This is a genomic window from Poriferisphaera corsica, from assembly GCF_007747445.1.
GTDB lineage: Bacteria > Planctomycetota > Phycisphaerae > Phycisphaerales > Phycisphaeraceae > Poriferisphaera > Poriferisphaera corsica.
In genome coordinates this window covers 502,222-519,356 of the sequence record NZ_CP036425.1, presented here as the reverse complement: position 1 = coordinate 519,356, position 17,135 = coordinate 502,222, and the positions used below count along the sequence as shown (strand labels likewise).

Annotated in this window: 12 protein-coding genes; 4 read left to right on the top strand and 8 right to left on the bottom strand. The window is 50.7% G+C overall.

The features are described from left to right. Positions 1–97 precede the first annotated feature (97 nt). From KS4_RS02045 to KS4_RS02035, 3 genes are all read right to left on the bottom strand, one after another. Positions 98–1,543: a YjiH family protein gene (locus KS4_RS02045; protein WP_145073898.1), complete on the bottom strand. Its 1,446-nt coding sequence runs from the start codon at positions 1,541–1,543 to the stop codon at positions 98–100. A gap of 1,111 nt (positions 1,544–2,654) precedes the next feature. Further along, positions 2,655–3,866: an RnfABCDGE type electron transport complex subunit D gene (locus KS4_RS02040; RefSeq protein ID WP_145073895.1), complete on the bottom strand. Its 1,212-nt coding sequence runs from the start codon at positions 3,864–3,866 to the stop codon at positions 2,655–2,657. A 67-nt stretch (positions 3,867–3,933) separates the two neighbouring features. Then, positions 3,934–5,418, bottom strand: a complete 1,485-nt coding sequence (locus KS4_RS02035) for a 4Fe-4S dicluster domain-containing protein (protein ID WP_145073892.1) — start codon at positions 5,416–5,418, stop codon at positions 3,934–3,936. A 334-nt stretch (positions 5,419–5,752) separates the two neighbouring features. On the opposite strand from KS4_RS02035, the gene KS4_RS02030 reads away from it, so the two are divergent. The 3 genes from KS4_RS02030 (at position 5,753) to KS4_RS02020 (ending at position 10,481) form a co-directional block, all read left to right on the top strand. Further along, positions 5,753–7,906, top strand: coding sequence for a hypothetical protein (locus KS4_RS02030; RefSeq protein WP_145073889.1), 2,154 nt, complete (start codon positions 5,753–5,755; stop codon positions 7,904–7,906). Between the two features lie 240 nt (positions 7,907–8,146). Further along, positions 8,147–9,310, top strand: a complete 1,164-nt coding sequence (gene nadA, locus KS4_RS02025) for a quinolinate synthase NadA (protein WP_145073886.1) — start codon at positions 8,147–8,149, stop codon at positions 9,308–9,310. Positions 9,311–9,494: 184 nt separating this feature from the next. Next, the gene (locus tag KS4_RS02020; RefSeq protein WP_145073883.1) at positions 9,495–10,481 is read left to right on the top strand and encodes an aldo/keto reductase; all 987 of its coding nucleotides are present in this window, start codon (positions 9,495–9,497) and stop codon (positions 10,479–10,481) included. Between the two features lie 76 nt (positions 10,482–10,557). Here KS4_RS02020 and KS4_RS02015 read toward each other — a convergent pair whose 3' ends face one another. The 3 genes from KS4_RS02015 to KS4_RS02005 all read right to left on the bottom strand — a co-directional run bounded on the left by KS4_RS02015 (position 10,558) and on the right by KS4_RS02005 (position 12,977). Then, positions 10,558–11,022: a VOC family protein gene (locus KS4_RS02015; RefSeq protein WP_145073880.1), complete on the bottom strand. Its 465-nt coding sequence runs from the start codon at positions 11,020–11,022 to the stop codon at positions 10,558–10,560. Positions 11,023–11,345: 323 nt separating this feature from the next. Beyond that, a complete protein-coding gene (locus tag KS4_RS02010) occupies positions 11,346–11,783 on the bottom strand; it encodes a deoxycytidylate deaminase (RefSeq protein WP_145073877.1) in 438 nt (145 codons plus the stop codon). Positions 11,784–11,921: 138 nt separating this feature from the next. Next, complete coding sequence (locus tag KS4_RS02005; RefSeq protein ID WP_145073874.1) at positions 11,922–12,977, bottom strand: sigma-70 family RNA polymerase sigma factor; 1,056 nt, start codon at positions 12,975–12,977, stop codon at positions 11,922–11,924. Between the two features lie 499 nt (positions 12,978–13,476). Between KS4_RS02005 and KS4_RS02000 the strand changes: the two genes are divergently transcribed. Beyond that, complete coding sequence (locus KS4_RS02000; protein WP_145073871.1) at positions 13,477–14,136, top strand: superoxide dismutase; 660 nt, start codon at positions 13,477–13,479, stop codon at positions 14,134–14,136. 154 nt (positions 14,137–14,290) lie between these two features. Here KS4_RS02000 and KS4_RS01995 read toward each other — a convergent pair whose 3' ends face one another. Then, the gene (locus KS4_RS01995) at positions 14,291–15,604 is read right to left on the bottom strand and encodes a glycosyltransferase family 4 protein (protein ID WP_145073868.1); all 1,314 of its coding nucleotides are present in this window, start codon (positions 15,602–15,604) and stop codon (positions 14,291–14,293) included. A 110-nt stretch (positions 15,605–15,714) separates the two neighbouring features. Continuing rightward, positions 15,715–17,004: a serine hydrolase gene (locus KS4_RS01990; protein WP_145073865.1), complete on the bottom strand. Its 1,290-nt coding sequence runs from the start codon at positions 17,002–17,004 to the stop codon at positions 15,715–15,717. Positions 17,005–17,135 lie beyond the last annotated feature (131 nt).

Below are 17,135 nucleotides of genomic sequence, written 5' to 3'. Positions count from 1 at the left end.
GTGTGACCACTTTCATGCCTTCATCACTTATACAAATAAAAAAGCTCACGACCTTCATCGTGAGCTTTCTATCTTGTCATTAGTCCCCATCAATCCTTTACATCCAACCCAACCACTGCATCCCATACGCCATCCCCACAACAATCGGCAACGTAATCATCGTGCGAATCACAAAGATCACCACCAACTCCCAAAACTTCACAGGCACCTTCGAACCCATCAGCAGCGACCCAACCTCTGACATGTAAATCAACTGCGTACATGAAACCGTCGCAATGATAAACCGCGTAAACTCGCTCTCAATCTTGTCAGCCGCAAAAATCGCCGGCAACAACATGTCAGCAAATCCAATCAAAAACATATACCCCGCCTCTTCCGCCTCAGGAATCCCCATCGCCTTCAACACCGGCACAACCGGTGCACCCATCCACTGAAAAAACGGCGTAAAATTAGCCACGATCGCAGCCACCGTCGCCATCGCAACAACCACCGGCACAACACCCACCCACATATCCATCACATTCTGAACACCCAACTTCGCAGCAGGCATAACCCCCTCAACCTGATTCGCACGATGCGTCGCCCGCCTCACACCCCACGCAAACAAACCCATTCCATGCGGCATCTTATGCTCTGCACGTTTCGGCTTCCCCTCAAAAAATGTATCTGGCTTCCAACTCAGCGGCGGTATACGCGGACAAATAACAGCCGCCGCCAAACCCGCCACAACCAACGTCAAATACGCCTGCAAAAACAGATCTGTTATCCCAACCGTACTCAGCACAACAATCGTAAACGTGATCGACACAAACGAAAATGTCGTCCCCACCACCGCCGCCTCACGCGACGTATAAAACCCCGCCTCATACTGCTTACTCGTCAGCAAAATACCCACCGTACCATCACCCACCCACGACGCCACACAATCAATCGCCGATCGGCCCGGCAACTTAAATAGTGGACGCATAATCTTCGACATCAACGTCCCAATGAATTCCAACAATCCAAAGTCCAACAGCAGCGGCAAGAATAACCCCGCAAAGAAAAAAATCACCACCAAAAACGTCGCCAACTCCCCAAACGCAAAATTCCCTGTCCCCCCATCCACCACATACTCCGTATCCGTTTGAAACAGCGTCACCGTCCCATACTCATAAAACACCATCAGCCCAAACAAACATCCAAGCGTTCGCGCCCCAACCCAGAACCAACTCACATTAAACAAACTACTCCAAAATGGATGATCTAATATACGCTTAGGCTTAGCCAACTTTACAATCAAAGAACCCACAGCAGACACCAGCAAAATCCCCAGCGTCAGCTTCGGCAAAAAATCTGTTAACTCGCCTGACGCCCAGTTCGCAATCCACGCCACCGGCAACGTGATCTCTCGCGTCACCTCACCATCTTCACCAACCTTCGACTGCCAGATCGGGCTGATAAACAAAAACACACCCAACAACGATGGGATCAAAAACCACACATAATCAATAAATGACGCTTTAAAATGCCCCGGCTGCTCTCGCGTTTCAACTGGTTCCAATTCTTTTCTCACCTTTAATAATAAATGCGATACGCGACAGGTAAAACCAAATCCAATGATCTAATTTGCGCATCTTGCTCTCATGTGCTTTAGTCACAAAAAATCCCACCCATACGCTCACCATACACCTAATCGTAGAAGAACATGATCAAACCCCACTCCGCCAATCTGTTCTTCCCACAAAACATGTAAACCCATTTATCCAAGCGAAACAGTATAAAGTTAACCCTATTACAAAACAAGAATCTTTGGTTTTTTGACTAACTCACTGTTAGTTAGAACTGACTATCGCGACCTTGCGATCTCCACCCACATCACACAATATTTCTACGACAACTAAAAGCTACTCAATACCCCTAACTAAATACCCAACACCCTTAGTCGCATGTTTAGTTCCGAAAGGCATCAGCAAATCTCATGAAATCACAACTCATCCCCCCCTCACCCTACCCCACACACAACGTCACTTCGAATCGACAACATCTGCATCCTTACACCACTAAACTAGCACCCATCTTCTAACAACCAACTTGTCCTTCCTGACCAAATCCAATCTCCCCCACCACATCTTTTCATGCCATATGGTCACACCTTGATTACCATCCCATCCACGATCACGTGGCTGATCTGAATTGACACGTGAAATTTCGATCATCTTTTAACGACCCGCATAAGTTACCCGCCACCATCCACAGTTTCCCCTGACTGCCTGCTCCCCACATCATCTGAATGCCCTCATTTCGATCCACTTGAAAGTGAATGACTCCGACCCCATCAATCGCGGTTTCCAAAAGTAAACAATCCGCCTGCGCGCACAAAAATCATCTCACCTCGCCATCCAAGCGCACACAAAAAGCGCAAGCCCGCAATTCTTTGCCCTTTTCTGATCACTTTTCACACTTTTCTTTCCAAAGTTAGCCGTTCTTTGACGAAATCCAGCCAAAACACGCCATTTTGAAATAACGAACCAATTTACATGTAACCTCAATCATGAAAATGACTTATCACCGCGAAATGCGCATTTTTGTGCGCCAACATGCACGATAAGCGCACCAAATGCGCGCACAAACGCGCCTATTTATTGACTATACCAATCATTTATTTGATTAAATCACGCATCTACAAAAGAAGATCGGTGCATCCCATCCAGCTTCCGTGACACCAGCCCAGCGATCACCAGCGACCCATAAATCGCCTCTGGCGACTGAAAAAACCACACACCACACGCCACCAAACCCCCTAAAAGCAACCCGAAAACGACCCGCCCACTCCGCGACATCGGATCAACACTCGGCCCCAAAATCAGCACAATCATCAACCAAGGAGAAGCAAAAAAGAAATATGACATAAACGTAACCGCTTGCTGCCAATTTAATTGCGACAACTGCGAAATGACCACCGTCCACTGCCCCCCTGTCCGCATCGGCATAAACAAATACACCGTCAGCATCGAAACCAACGCAGCCACCGCCATCCGCCAACTCGCATGCCGCCTGTGAATCAACAATAAACCCAGCCCCAGCAGCAACACCGGTGACCCCGCGCCCAACGATCCGGGAACCACCCCGACAAGCAACTCATCCAACGGCAGTATCGTGTTGCTAACAAGCAAGTTAGAAAAAGATTCCACATCATCTAATAACTCACGCTGATGCAACAGCATCTCTACCTGCGGACTATACCGCACAACCGCATCCTCTTGGTAATCAATGGTTTGCATCCATGGGCGCGTGTCCGGCTCACTCGCACTCACACCCTCTCTCACCTCAAATGCATCCCCCACCAACAGATGATTCGGCGTCAAAATCGTCGAAATCGGCTCCCCAATCATCCCCCGACTGGTCAATAAATCACCACCACTGGTTAACGTAGGTACAAGCCAAATAAGTACTAACGTTAATGCAATCGGATGAATTCGTAACCGGTGCGAGCGGCCAAAAAAGTTCATCAACACACCCAATGTCAGCCCCCCCACGATGAACGGGCCAAAATCCCGAACCAGCGGCAACACCATCGCGAACAACGCACCATTCCAAAATGAGTACGTTAACGTTTTGTCATAACTTAACTTAGAAAATCGAGACCGGATTTTCGAGGTCAAAAAACTCGCAGCCATCGTGCAGAAAACCGCGGTAATGATGAGTGCTCCAGCCCGATATCCCCAGAAAACAAGACTGTAAGCCATCATTAGACAAGCAGTTACGATCCACATGACATCGTAACCTTGCCGACAATAAGCGTTATCGATCCACGGGGGGCCATCGGTTGGCAAGCCCTTATGCGGCTTGAGCGGTGTAAGTGGGATGTGTTGGCCGGTGTTCATGGCTTGCGTTATGGTCTCCTAAATTATTTATTCTACAAATACTTACAAACGATCAATATGCTATTTTTTACTTAATTTGGGGGGTAATTGGCGCATTGGCTTGAGCGAGAATCTGAGCAATCGGCAGGTGAGAAGGGCATACATGTGTACACAACCCACAACCAATGCAGTACTGCAGATGATCTTGCAACTGCTTGCTGTTTTGATGGTTATGAATCTGCTCCGCAAGATGAACGGGTTGCAAGCCGGTCGGACACGCGTCGACACACCACCCGCAAGTGATACAGGGCGCAGGCTCTAAATGATGCGTGGAGGCGAGGTTCGTGAGTAATTGCATGCCGTGACGAATCGTGGGCGGCAAGCTATCAGGCGCTCTGCGTGAATGCTCCTGCTGTTGAGCGACCAGAGCGGGGGCACATAACTGGTTACCTGTCAGGGGGTTGCCTGCGATGAGTTTGCCGCGCAATCGCTCGGTGCAGCCGTGGAGGGTGTGATCGACGCAGCAGATCTCCGTGCCGGGCATGGCAAAGTGTCGCTGCGGGTGCTTGTCTCGATGCGGCTCGGCAATCATAACCGGTTGTAAAACATCGAGTTGCCGCCGCGTCATCCAGCGAGCGATGCGGATAACTGTCCAGGGTGTGACCATGACGATGCCGACATCGGTCGGACTTCCGTTCTGCGGAAGCTTGGTGTTTTCAAGTGTGTGGGCGATGAGTGTGGGGTCTGGGGCGGGGTAACGATTGCGAGCACACAAGAGTTTAATTTTGAAGGACTTACATGGGTTTTTGAGAAACCCTTCCAAGTGCGGATTTGCATCGATGACGAGCTTGGGGCGTTTCACGTTGAGCAGGTTGCCGAGGATTTGCAGGCCAAGCACCGCATCATCGGGGTAAGAAAGCAGCAGTGATGAGCGATCGGGGTACGGGGAGTATGCATCCATCCCGATGCATATCAATGACTTAGGGGGTTTGGATTGGTAATGCTTGTTGTGCAGGACTGCGGCGAGTTGTGTGATCAGATCACAGCCAATCTCGTCTTGGGGCCACGGGCCGAGAGCACGAAAATGCTGAAACCAGCTTTTGAGTGTGGGCTTGTCGGGCGGCGCGATGTTTAATGCGGCAGGTACGGTTAAGGGGTTGTTTTCATCTGCGGACTGATCGCATGCGGAGGCAGCGGGGGGGCTGGGGGGGATGGGTTTGAGGTGGATGTCGTAAAGCTGTGTGGTGGGGTGATTTATTTCATGCGGATTGCGGGCGTGGGTGTGGCGATGGAAGTCATCGGGCTGCCAGGGGGTGATGTGGGTCACGGTAGCGGGGATGGGTGAGAAGTAGCAGGGGGATTGAGGCTTGAAGGGTTCGGTGAGTTTTTGGGAGGCGGTGATGGTTTGGCCAACGGTGACGATGGGGGGGTCGGTGACAGTGATGCGCAGAGGATGGGCGGGGATATTTTTCGGCAGGCTGGGAAAGGGGTAAGGTTTACCTGCTTGGAAGGTCATACCGCCGTGGAAGTGAGTGGGCATGGTTGTGAAATGGCTCTCTGCAGCTGCCTGCAACAATCAATCGTGTACTGAATGATGCAGGCTGGTTATTTAAGTTACGTGACTGGTTATGGTATCGGAAAAACGCAGGTTTGTGTATGCAGAAAACATGTGAATGAGGTGTATTGGCATGTCGGGCTGGGTGTTATACTTGGTGAGTCAATGTCTCTTTATTTTTTAACGAGCGCATAGCGGCGCGAAGCGGGGTATCGCGGCGACGATGGGGTGGATTGCAGGTGATTGAACGTGGGTTGGAGGACACCCCGCCACCGGCGGTGACGGGCTTGAGAAATTTGTGATCTTGTTTTGTTTTTTTTGAGGGAGAAGGGGACATCCGGGAGGCTAATAGATGATTAGATTGAAAAAGAAACATGGGATGGAGGCTGAGGATTATGGGCGAGATGAGGTGACGGGGATTGATTTAGAGTTAAAGATTATTGGCAAGCATCGCAAGGCGGTGTATGTGGTCTTGGCGGTATGCGCGGTGCTGATTGGGATTGGTGTGGTGTGGCAGGTGAATTGGAAATGGGAACAGGAAGCGCGGCTGGCGGCCATCTATGCGCAGATTAGAGCAGACGGGTATCCGGTCACGGGTGGGGATCTGGATGCGTGGTATCAGATTGATGATGGGGAGGTGGATGTCACTGAATTTTATTTGAGTGTGTTTGAAGATCTAGAGGAAGAAGTTGAGAGTTTTGAGGCGCAAGCAATACAGGGGGATGCGGGCGACATTGCGGTATGGCACATCAAGCAGCAGGTGAAGGATGCGCTTCTGGCGAAAGGTGCGCTTGGCCAAGATGAGGATGGGGATTGGATGGCGATCAATGGTGAGGGGCGTAAGAATGCGGTGTTTGTTGAGATTGAGCGAACGGAAATAGAGGATGAGTTTTCTGGATTAGACATGATGGGGATGGGCATGGGGATAGGAACTTTCAGAATGATAGATGAAGGTGAAGAGATTGAAGAAGCTGAGGTGGATGAGGAATCGACAACGTCTATGGAGGAGTGGGTGTTGGTGGATGATGAGGTCAGTCTGGTGGAACGGAAGTCAGATGGTCAATGGCAAGTGGCGGGTATGTATGAAAGTATGGGGATGGGCGGTGGATTAAGCCATAATTACGGTGCATGGATGGTCTCTGAATTATTTTATGGAAAGCCGGTGGAGTTGCCGGTGATCGGGATGGGGCCGGATTTGTGGGTTGAGGGACGGGCGGCGGATGTGATGGTGGATGGCGTGCGCCGGTATGTTGGGTTGATGGAGGATGAATTGGAAAGACTGATGGATGGGCCGGGGGATGAGTATTTTCGGGTGATGAATGAAGAAGGGGAATTGGTGAAAGGCGAAGACGCGGAGATTGCGGTGAGGTGGCCGGGGGATTATTCGAATTTATGGGAGCTTTTGATGCCGCAACTTGGGGCGCAGAGACGAGCGGCGAGAACTTTGCAGATGTATGTCTGGTTGAAGACACAGGAAGGGGATGGCGGGGAGGCATTGAGGGGACTGCGAGGGATCAGGCGGTTATATGATCTTGGGATTGATGAGCCAACGATCATTGCACAGTTGGTGGCGGTGAGTATTCGAGCGTTGATGATGGGGGTCGTGGATGATTGTTTGAGTATGCATGTTTTCAGTGAAGAGCAACTGGTAGAAGTTGCGAAGCTATGCCGATTTTCAGAGGAGCGGGGTATCCAATCTTTTAAAAATTCCTTGATTGCGGAACGGACACAATTAGTTGAAATGGGAGATCGTTTGCTGAATGATTATGAGTGGGTTGCGCAGGCAGGTGGGAACGGAGTGCCGAGTTATGGGGCGATTTGGTCGATGGATAAGCTGGGCGTGATGTCGGCGGATATGGCTTGGGGGGTTGAGACATACGAGCAGGCTATCCAGCCATTAGATGTTGGTGAATATGATATTGAGAACCTTGATGATGCCTATGAGCGTATCCCCATGGGGTATTTGGTGAGTGGTATGTTTTGGCGGGAGTTTATGCCGGGGCTTAGTACTTATGGGCGGACGATGAAGCAGTCGCGGGTGATGGTGGATTTGTATGAGGTGGCTGCTGCGTTGGAATTGTGGCGGGTGAGGTATGGGGAAGAGGCGAGCGGAGGGAATGGGTATCCGGAAGATTTGAATGTGTTGGTTGAGACGGGGTTGCTGGAGGATGTGCCGCGGGATTTGATGGATGAGGCGAAAGAGGGATTACGGTATCGCAGGGGCGAGACGGGGTGCGTGGTGTATTCAGTCGGTAAGAATGGGGTGGATGATGGGGGGAAAAACTCACAGGGGATATCGGGGTGGCATAACGATGGCGGGGATGTGACTGTTTATTTAAGCGTACCGGGGAAGGGGTATAAGGCGATTTATGCGGAGCTGTTCCCGGAGACGGCGAAAGCGTTTTGGGATGAGGTGGCGCGGGACGGTCGGAATTACTTGCACCGGATGAATGGGGAGGAAGAGGAATTGTCGAAAAATGAGCGGAATTGGAGGCGGATAAGATAAGGGAAGGAAAGGGGTGATACAGGCGATTAAGAGCGGGTTGCGCAACACCCCATGACCGGCGGTCATGGGCTTGAGAATGATTCGGGGTGGATAATCGAGAGGATTTGAAGGAAGAATTGGAGGGAATTAGGAAGGGAATTGGGGGGAGATTGGGGGCGATTGGTGAGATTGGCTATAATTTGAGGTTTGAGGGGTGGCGTGATGTTATGGGATTGAAATTGCACGAATGGAGCAGGACTGATGATGTTGTGGCAGGCACCTTTGCCGGATAAGTATGTGAAGATGGACGATGACGCGTTGGCGGTTGCGATTGCTGCGCGGAAGGCTGAGTTAGGGGATGACTTGGTGGTTTTGGGGCATCACTATCAGCAGGACGATGTGGTGCGGTTTGCCGATTTTACCGGGGACAGTTTTAAGCTGTCGCAGTTGGCGGCGGAGGCTGTGGTTGAGCGGGGGAGCAAGTGGGTGATCTTTGCTGGGGTGCATTTCATGGCGGAGAGCGCGGATATCTTGACGGATGATGATGTTGCGGTGATCTTGCCGGACATGGGGGCGGGGTGCTCGATGGCGGACATGGCGAACTATGAGCAGACGGTTGAGGCGTGGGAATATTTGCATGAGTGTGTGCGAGGGGAGAACGTTAGGATCGTGCCGATGTGTTATATGAACTGCACGGCGGCGATCAAGGCGTTTTGTGGTGAGCATGGGGGTGCGGTGTGTACGAGCAGTAATGCGGAGAAGATGTTGAGGTGGGCGCTGGCGGGTAGTGATGAGCCATTGAAAGATGGGGAGCAGGTTAAGATTTTGTTCTTGCCTGACCAGCATTTGGGACGGAACACGGGTGCGGATTTGGGGTTTGATGTTGAGAAGGAGATGGTGGTTTACGATCCGAAGGAGCCTGAAGCTTGCGGGGAAGCGGATGTGCGGCGGTCGAGTTTTATTTTGTGGAAGGGGCATTGCTCGGTGCATAAGTTGTTTCGGCCGGAGCATGTGGGGCAGGTGAAAGAGGTGTGGCCGGACGTGACGGTGATGGTGCATCCGGAGTGTGATCATGCGGTGGTGAAGGCGGCGGACTGTAGTGGTTCGACGGAAGCGATTATCAAGGCGGTGACGGCGTCGGCGGCTGGAAGTCGGTGGGCGATTGGCACCGAAGTGCATCTTGTTAATCGGTTGCGAGATGAGATGAAGGAGAAGGGTGTTGAGGTGCGGATGCTGTCGGAGTGCCAATGTTTATGTACGACAATGTACCGGATTGATATGCCGCATTTGCTTTATGTGATGGATCAGTTGGTTGAAGGGGAGGTTGTGAATCAGGTGAGCGTGCCTGAAGGTGTGCAACACTGGGCGAAGGTGTCGATGGAGCGGATGCTTCGTGTGACAACGGGGGAAGCGGTGAAGGTTTAGGGCGAGGTGTATGGTTACACTAAAATGATTAGTAAAAGCTGCGGCGTGAGTCGCGGCTTTTTTTGTGATAGATATTTTTGAGTTGGTTGATAAGATCGAAGGAATAGGCGAGGTGGGATAAAAGTTCAGTTGGTATTGTGATTCGGGCGGTGGTGTTTTTGTTCAAACAGTGAAGGAACTAGTGATGGGTCAGAATGATATTGATGTGGCGCGGTATGAGAAGATGGAATATGCACGGTGTGGTCGAAGCGGGCTGAAGCTGCCGCGGATTTCGTTGGGTGGATGGCACAACTTTACGGAATTTGAGAAGACGAAAGAGTTGGTGTGTGGTGCGTTTGATCTTGGGATCAATCATATTGATATGGCGAATAATTATGGGCCGCCCCCCGGAAGAGCTGAAGAGGTTCTTGGGGAAGTGTTGAAGAAAGATTTGAAGGGATATCGCGACGAACTATTGATTAGTTCGAAGGCGGGTTGGGGAATGTGGCCTGGGCCGTATGGTGATTTTGGTAGTAAGAAGTATTTGATTGCGAGTTGCGAACAGAGCTTGAAGCGGTTGGGTGTTGATTATGTTGATATTTTCTATTCGCACAGGCCGGATATGGAGACGCCGCTAGACGAGACGATGGGGGCGCTTGAACAGTTAGTAAAACAAGGGAAAGCGCTCTATGCGGGGATTAGTAGTTACGATGCGGCTCGTACGCGATTGGCTGCGGAAAGTTTAAGAGGCGGGAGAGTGCCTTTGACGATTCATCAGCCGCTGTACCACATGATGGATCGGTGGATTGAGGATGGGTTGTTAGATGCGGCAGATGATATTGGCTTTGGGGTGATAGTGTTCTGCCCGCTGGCTCAGGGATTGTTGACGAATAAGTATTTGAATGGCGTGCCTAAAGATTCGCGTGCGGCTGACCCGGATGGGTTCTTGCAAGAGAGTGCGGTGACGGAAGAGATGGTTGGGAAACTGCAACAACTGAATTCGATTGCAGAAGAATGTGGGATGAGCTTGGCGCAGATGTCACTTAAATGGGTACTGCGTGACAAGCGTGTGACGAGCGCGTTGATTGGAGCGAGCAGGCTAAGTCAGATTGAAGAAAATGTGAAGGTGCTGGAGATGGATGATTTGAGTGAAGATGTACTCAATCGGATTGATAAGGTGCTTGGGTATTAATCTGTACTTTTAAAAACAAAGGCTCACACGTTTATGTGTGAGCCTTTTTTAATACGGCGATCAAACTATTTGAGCATTAGATTCGATCCCACCGCATGAGTTGGATGAGGTTTTTTTCGGGGTCATGAAAGTATTGGAACCGAACGTTGCCGACACCGGGCATGAAGATGTTTTCGAATTTACCGAGCGGCAAAGCGCCGAGGCTTGCTAATGTTTGCGCGGCGATCTTAACGTCTTCGACTTCAAACGCGATTTGGCCGGAACCTGGTGTGTTGATAGATTCGGTCTGTAATTTTTTCGCGGGTGTGTATTGAAGAATTTCCATGTAGGGGCCACCGTTTTTGGCGGTATCCAAACCGGGAAGTTTGAGGTTGACACCTCGGATGCGTGTGTTTTTGATGCCGGTGGCGGAGTCAAGCCAAGGGCCAGCGAGGTTGATCTCGGGGTACGTGATTTCGCAGCCGAGGGCATCGACGTAAAACTGCGAGAGTTTACGCCAATCAGTTGCGATGAGCGTAACGTGTGAGAAACGAAACCACATGGACAATCCCTTGATTAGAGAAATGAGAACTTGAGGGCCTCATTGTTAAAGCTCGGCTGATAAGGGTACGGCCGTTAGCGTCTTAAAGGCGAGATGCGGAAAGCATGTAGAGAAAGCGCGAATGATAGGTGACGATGACCGTGAAGATTATCGGGGGAACGAAATGCTGGGTGTGTGAATAGTGAGCAAGGAGGATTATGTGGGAGGGAGGCTCGCTGGTTGTTGTAGATTGCAGGCGATTGAGGATGAGGTTGCACGACACCCCATGACCAGCGGTCATGGGCTTGGGGATGAATTAGGGGTGACATTTTTCGGGTGAGGGGTTATTGGTCGAGACAGACGACTTCGACGTGTTTGTTTTTGGCCATGACTTTGCATGCTTCGGTTTCGTTGTCGTTGATGCATGCGGACTGGACGGCACCGAAGACAATGCGGGTGATGCCAACTTGGAGGAGGCGGCGAAAGCATGGGGCACAGGGCTGGCCGGTGACGTAGGCGGTAGCGCCGGAGAGGTTGCAACGTGCGAAAGCTACGGCGTTATCTTCGGCGTGTATGAACCAGTCGTATTTTTCGGGGCGTGTGAGTGGGACGAGCTCATTGGGAAGGCCGGAAACGGGGCCGTTGTAACCGGTGGAGACGACGCGTTTGTCGGTATCGACGATGACGCAGCCGTGCTTGGTTGAGGGATCGGGTGAGCGTTTGGCTACTTCTTTGGCGAGGGTTAAAAAATAGGTATCCCAGTCGGGTCTTGGTTCGCTCATGATGCGGCCTTTGGTTGAGGTTGCGGTTAAGGATGCATTATATCATTGAGAAGGGGATGAAGAAAAAGGCTGACTTCTGGGAAGTCAGCCCGAGGGAAGAATGTTCTGTGATGTTATTGAAGCAATCGCAAGGCGAGCTTACTCAAGGAAGTCGGTTTCGAGTGATGAGCGGATTTTTACGAGGGCTTTGTTTTGAATTTGGCGGACACGTTCTTTGGTCACGCCGATGACCTTACCGACTTGCTCGAGGGTCATACCTTTGGGCTCTTCGTCGCCTATGGGTTGTTTATCGATACCGAAACGATGCTTGATGACTTCGACTTCGATGTCGGAGAGTTCGGCGCGGTTATCCTCAAGGATTTTGTGAACCTCGTCGACGCAATCCATTTCGTGAGAGGCGTTCTTTTCTTCCTGAAAGTTAGAGCGTTCGAGTGCTGGGTCGAAGGCTGTGGGGAAGAGTTGGCGGTATTTGGAGAGTTTAACGCCAGAACGCGAGAATGCTTTGAGGATGGCACGGCAAGCATAGGTGGAGAATTTGAAGCCGCGTGCGGCGTCGAATTTATCGACAGCGCGGAGGAGAGCCATGTTGCCTTCGGAGACAAGGTCGGCGAAATCGACTTCACTCATGCGGGTGCGCTTGGCCATCGCGAGAACAAGCGCGAGGTTTGTTTGCGCGATTTGATCTCGGAGGGCTTCGGCGCGGTTGTGCCATTCGAGGAGTTCGACAGCGGTTTCTGTTTTGATGGGTTTATCGAGATTTTTTTTGAGTTTGTCACGGATTTTGCAAACACGAAGCCGACAGTAGTTGAACTGAATGAAGAGGATACGTTCTTCTTCACCGGTGAGGAGGACAGTGCCAACGTTTTTGTTTACACGACTGTCAGAGACGAAGTTGTCCATGACGGGGTGGTACCAGCTTGTATCGGGGAGTTCGATGGATGGCGCGTCGACAAAGATTTTCTTTTCAGCAATGCTGGGTTTGTGTTTAAAGAGTTCGTTATCGATGTATTCGTATTTATTGATAAAGATATACCGGATGGTTTGCTCTTCATCGGGGCCGATGGTTCGACGGCCGGGTGTGAATTCGAGTCGATGCGGCACCTCATATTCGAGTGTAACGTTTGGTGTTGAGGTTTTAGGAACGTTCTGTGCGTCTTTTTCCTGGATGTCTTTGCGCGTAATACGAGTAACCATTAAAGCTACACCTTTCTCATTGCAATCGGCGGCGAAACTGCGAGCCGATTTGAACTACGTTGATTGCAACCCACGCGGATCGAATGGTTTTGAACTGACAAAACCCCACGTATTCGATCGTTCCGAAAAGGCTTGCGCGAAAAGGTAAGCGTCTTCTCTTGTTAAAACGAGTCAGGCCGAAAGGATGTTCCGGCAACTGCCATTAATGAATCATTTTCATATAACCAAGACGTATGCAAGAAAATTTATGTCTGGTTATATACTTACAGGGAATCATTAAGGGGTGTTAGGTGTTAATCAAGCGAGAAAAAGCGTGTTTTTACTGTGTAAAGAAGATACTAATGTCTGATTAGGTGTTATGCCTATGTGTGATGATGACTATCTTGACCAGTGGTACTGGCACCCCTAAACTCGTTTTTTATATCACCTCAGCGTTATGATTGGCGGTGGGGCATTACGAGAAACCAAACGCCTGAGTTGAGCACAAGGAGATATCACGATGGCTTTTGAACTGCCTGAATTACCGTACGCATTGAATGCGTTGGAACCTGCGATTGATGCGAAGACGATGGAGATCCATCATGGGAAGCATCATGCGGCTTATGTTGCAAATTTAAACGCGGCGTTAGAGGGGATTACGGCGCCAGAGTGTATCTGTGAATTGATCAGCAATCTGGATAATATTCCGGACGCGAAGCGGACGGCGGTGATTAACAACGGCGGGGGTCATGCGAACCACTCGTTGTTCTGGACGATATTGGCGCCGAAGGGTCAGGGCGGCGAGCCGTCGGCTGAGCTGAAGGCTGCGATTGACAAATCGTTTGGTTCGATGGATGCGTTCAAAGAGCTGTTCGCGAAGGCTGCGGCAACGCGTTTTGGGAGTGGCTGGGCCTGGTTGTGTGGCTGCAGCAGCGGGTTGTGTATTTGTTCGACACCCAATCAGAACAATCCTCGGATGGGTGAATATGCGAACGCAACGTGGCTGTCTGAGTGTGGGTGCAAAGATGGCGATTGCCGCTGCGTACCTATCCTTGGGTTAGACGTATGGGAGCATGCTTATTACCTGAACTACCAGAACCGCCGCCCGGACTACATCAAGTCATTCTTTGATGTGGTGAACTGGAACGAGGTTTCAAGGCGCTTTGCGGAAGCGAAGTAACTGATACATCGTTAAAAATGATTGAATGCTGAGCAGGTCGAAAGACCTGCTTTTTTGTATGTTAAGGTTTAAGATTGATGACTGCTTTGCAGACAATTGAAGTATGAGTAGAAGTACACCCCACGACCAGCGGTCGTGGGCTTGAAGTTTATGGCTATCTTTGATCTGTCATTAAAGATTGATATAGGTTGAGGATCTGGTTGATTTTGTTTGGCCAATTGAATTCGGAGAGAACGCGTTGGCGGCCTGCTTCGCCAAGGGTTTGAACCAATGACGGATTGTTGGCAAGGTTGAGCAGCGCGTCGGCGATGCCGATGACGAGGGTATCGCGTGAGGTGACGGGGATTTTGAAGCCTGTGTTTGGCGTGACGTAATCGGCGGGACCGCCCCAGTCGGCAACGATGGTTGGGAGCTGCATACACATGGCTTCGAGAACAACAGCGCCGCCACATTCATGGATGCTGGGCAGGCAGAGTGCGTGGGCGTTCTGAAGGATGGATGCGCATTGTTGCTGAGGGATGAAGCCATGAAAGGTAATTTGGGATGTCAGATTGAGGGACTGGGTTTGCTGTTCGAGGGAAGACCGGGCTTCACCGTCGCCGATGATGTGGAGTGTGATATGAGCGCGATCGCGGATTTGTTGAATGGCGTCGATGAGTGTGTCAACGGCTTTGAGGAATTGAAGACGGCCTAGAAAGACGATGTTGAGTGTGGGGAGGTTGTTGTGCTTTTCAGGAAATGCTTTTAATGACCAGTCGATGGGTGGCCAATGTTCGGGGATGACTGCGTTTTCGTGGAGATGGATAATTTGCTCGTGCAGTTTGCGTTTCACGTTGGCGGGGAGCGCGTCGTGGGTGCGCTGGTTTGCAACGAGGAGAAGGTTGACGTGGAGTTTGCCGGGTATGATGGTGTTAGCCAAAGCGCTGAATAGACGAGCCGTTTTAATGAATGTGGATTCGAGTTTCGCGTTTTTATTACGTGATTTGAATGCAGACGGGTAGTCCATACCGCCATTCATAGGGCCAAGAATAATTTTAGTTTGATTTTTTGGTGCCAGTGAGAATAAGAAGGAGGGTTGTTTGGGAGAGACTGGCGTGGGCTGGTGGACGATGTTGATCTGATGGGTTTTGATGAGTTGTTTAGCGCGTCGGCGTTGGAGGAATTGCGTCAGGAGATTCGTGATGAGCTCTGTGGTGAAGTTGCGGATGCGATAAGGGAGGGGCATGCCGAGTCGCCAGAAAAATTTGTGAAGGAAAGTATCGGGGATGAAGTGAAGGCGATCAAGATCATTTGGGAAGAGAGCGGTGAGTTCATTCTTGCATCGTTCGTGGACGAGGAGATGGGTGTTGTGGTTTTGCTTGCGAAGGAATGAAAAGTAGTGAAGCGGCAGGATGGCTTCGCCGCCGAAGGTTGCGGAAGCGTTGTCGGCGACGATAAGGATGTTTAGTTCTTGTGAATCTTCAGGCATGTCCCGCCCTTTGTGTTTGGGTATCGAGATTATAGACGGGTATGAAATGAAGTGTCAGAAAAAAACCTCGCGATGAGGCGAGGCTTATAAGTGATCTGTTTGCGGAGTGTTTACTGTTTGATGAGGGATTTGGCTACGACTTCGCCAAGGTCTTCGAAGAAAGCGTCGGCGAATTTGTATTCGTAATCATCGGTGTTGAGGATATTGCGTTTATTGGTGTAGATGGAGGCAGTGAGAGCGAAGGTGATGCCGGTGGGTTTGTGGATGATGACTGCGTTTTCGAGGGTTGTGGCCCAAGCTTGGCCGGATTTTTCGTAGACAAGCCAATTATCGCGATCGGGATCGATGCGGAGGAGGCCTGGAATGAACTGTGCGTCACCGTACCAATTGCCTATGTCTTCTTTGGTGTATTTAGGTGATTTGGAGTTGAGTGGGTAGGTGCTGAGGGCGTCTAATAGAATTTGGCGGTCAGCGTCGGTTAGTTTGAAGGGAGGTGTGCCGAGGTCGACGTTGGGGCATGCGATTTTGATGAGAACATCTTGCAGATCACGGAGTGAGGCGCGGTTTTTATTTTTAAAATCGAGTGGGCCGGGAGTGATGGAGCCATCGGCATTTTGGAAGCCTACACCGATTTTTGTGCCGGGGAGCGTGTTTTCGAATACGAGTGAACTTTTCCGGACAGGAACGGTGTGGATTTTATCTTTCGGGAGATGGAAATCGATTTGCGGTGAGGTTTGATTTTCAGCAATTGAACGGAATTCTGCGAGGCGGTGCATGTAGAAGGTTTGATCGAGGCCGTATTCGTTGGCGAGTTCGTTGATGCGCTGCTGACCGACAAACTCGAAAAGGTGATTGAAGGCGGAGTTGGAAGAAACAAGTAGCGTACGGCGGATCTCGTGTTCGATGGTCTTCTTGCCTTCGTTGAGGTTGAAAGCATCCTCGAACTGGTAGGTTTCATCGGAGAAAAGTGGATGGATCGCCAAGGGAGTTTGCGGAGTGAGTGAGATGTTGTCTTGCTGATTGAGTTCATGGAGGCGAATGAGTGCGGCAACAGAAGCGAAGGCTTTGATGGTGGAAGCAGGATAGAAATATTCGGCATCTAGACGGTAGCCGTGGCGGGTGATGGAGCCATCGGGTTGGATGATGGAGAGGAGTGCTTGAGCACGAAAGGTTTCGGGTGTTGCGAGGATGGGTACGAATTTTTCTGGTGTGGATTGCATGAGCGTTTGGAGATGGCCTGTGCTGATCTCTGGACGCGCGGGGGGGACGAGGGGTGTGGATTGTGTGGATGCGGAAGAAGGGTTCGCAGATTTCATATTAACGGATTCCTGTGTGACGCAGCCGACGAGAAGTGAGGTGGCTAAAGCGGTGATAGACAAAAAGCGAGATGCTGCGGGCATGATTCGGCTCCTGATTCAGGGTCTAGGGAAGACAAGCAGGCAGATGTGCATTGTACCAGAGAGGTGGCAAGCGATGCGTGATAATTTCCCCAGAGAGTTAATAATGCAAGCTGTTTCATCCACAAGGTTTA

Coding starts and splice junctions, on each gene's coding strand:
- KS4_RS02040 (WP_145073895.1), bottom strand. CDS start 3,866: ATGAACACCGGCCAACACATCCCACTTACACCGCTCAAGCCGCATAAG.
- KS4_RS02030 (WP_145073889.1), top strand. CDS start 5,753: ATGATTAGATTGAAAAAGAAACATGGGATGGAGGCTGAGGATTATGGG.
- nadA (WP_145073886.1), top strand. CDS start 8,147: ATGATGTTGTGGCAGGCACCTTTGCCGGATAAGTATGTGAAGATGGAC.
- KS4_RS02020 (WP_145073883.1), top strand. CDS start 9,495: ATGGGTCAGAATGATATTGATGTGGCGCGGTATGAGAAGATGGAATAT.
- KS4_RS02015 (WP_145073880.1), bottom strand. CDS start 11,022: ATGTGGTTTCGTTTCTCACACGTTACGCTCATCGCAACTGATTGGCGT.
- KS4_RS02010 (WP_145073877.1), bottom strand. CDS start 11,783: ATGAGCGAACCAAGACCCGACTGGGATACCTATTTTTTAACCCTCGCC.
- KS4_RS02005 (WP_145073874.1), bottom strand. CDS start 12,977: ATGGTTACTCGTATTACGCGCAAAGACATCCAGGAAAAAGACGCACAG.
- KS4_RS02000 (WP_145073871.1), top strand. CDS start 13,477: ATGGCTTTTGAACTGCCTGAATTACCGTACGCATTGAATGCGTTGGAA.
- KS4_RS01995 (WP_145073868.1), bottom strand. CDS start 15,604: ATGCCTGAAGATTCACAAGAACTAAACATCCTTATCGTCGCCGACAAC.
- KS4_RS01990 (WP_145073865.1), bottom strand. CDS start 17,004: ATGCCCGCAGCATCTCGCTTTTTGTCTATCACCGCTTTAGCCACCTCA.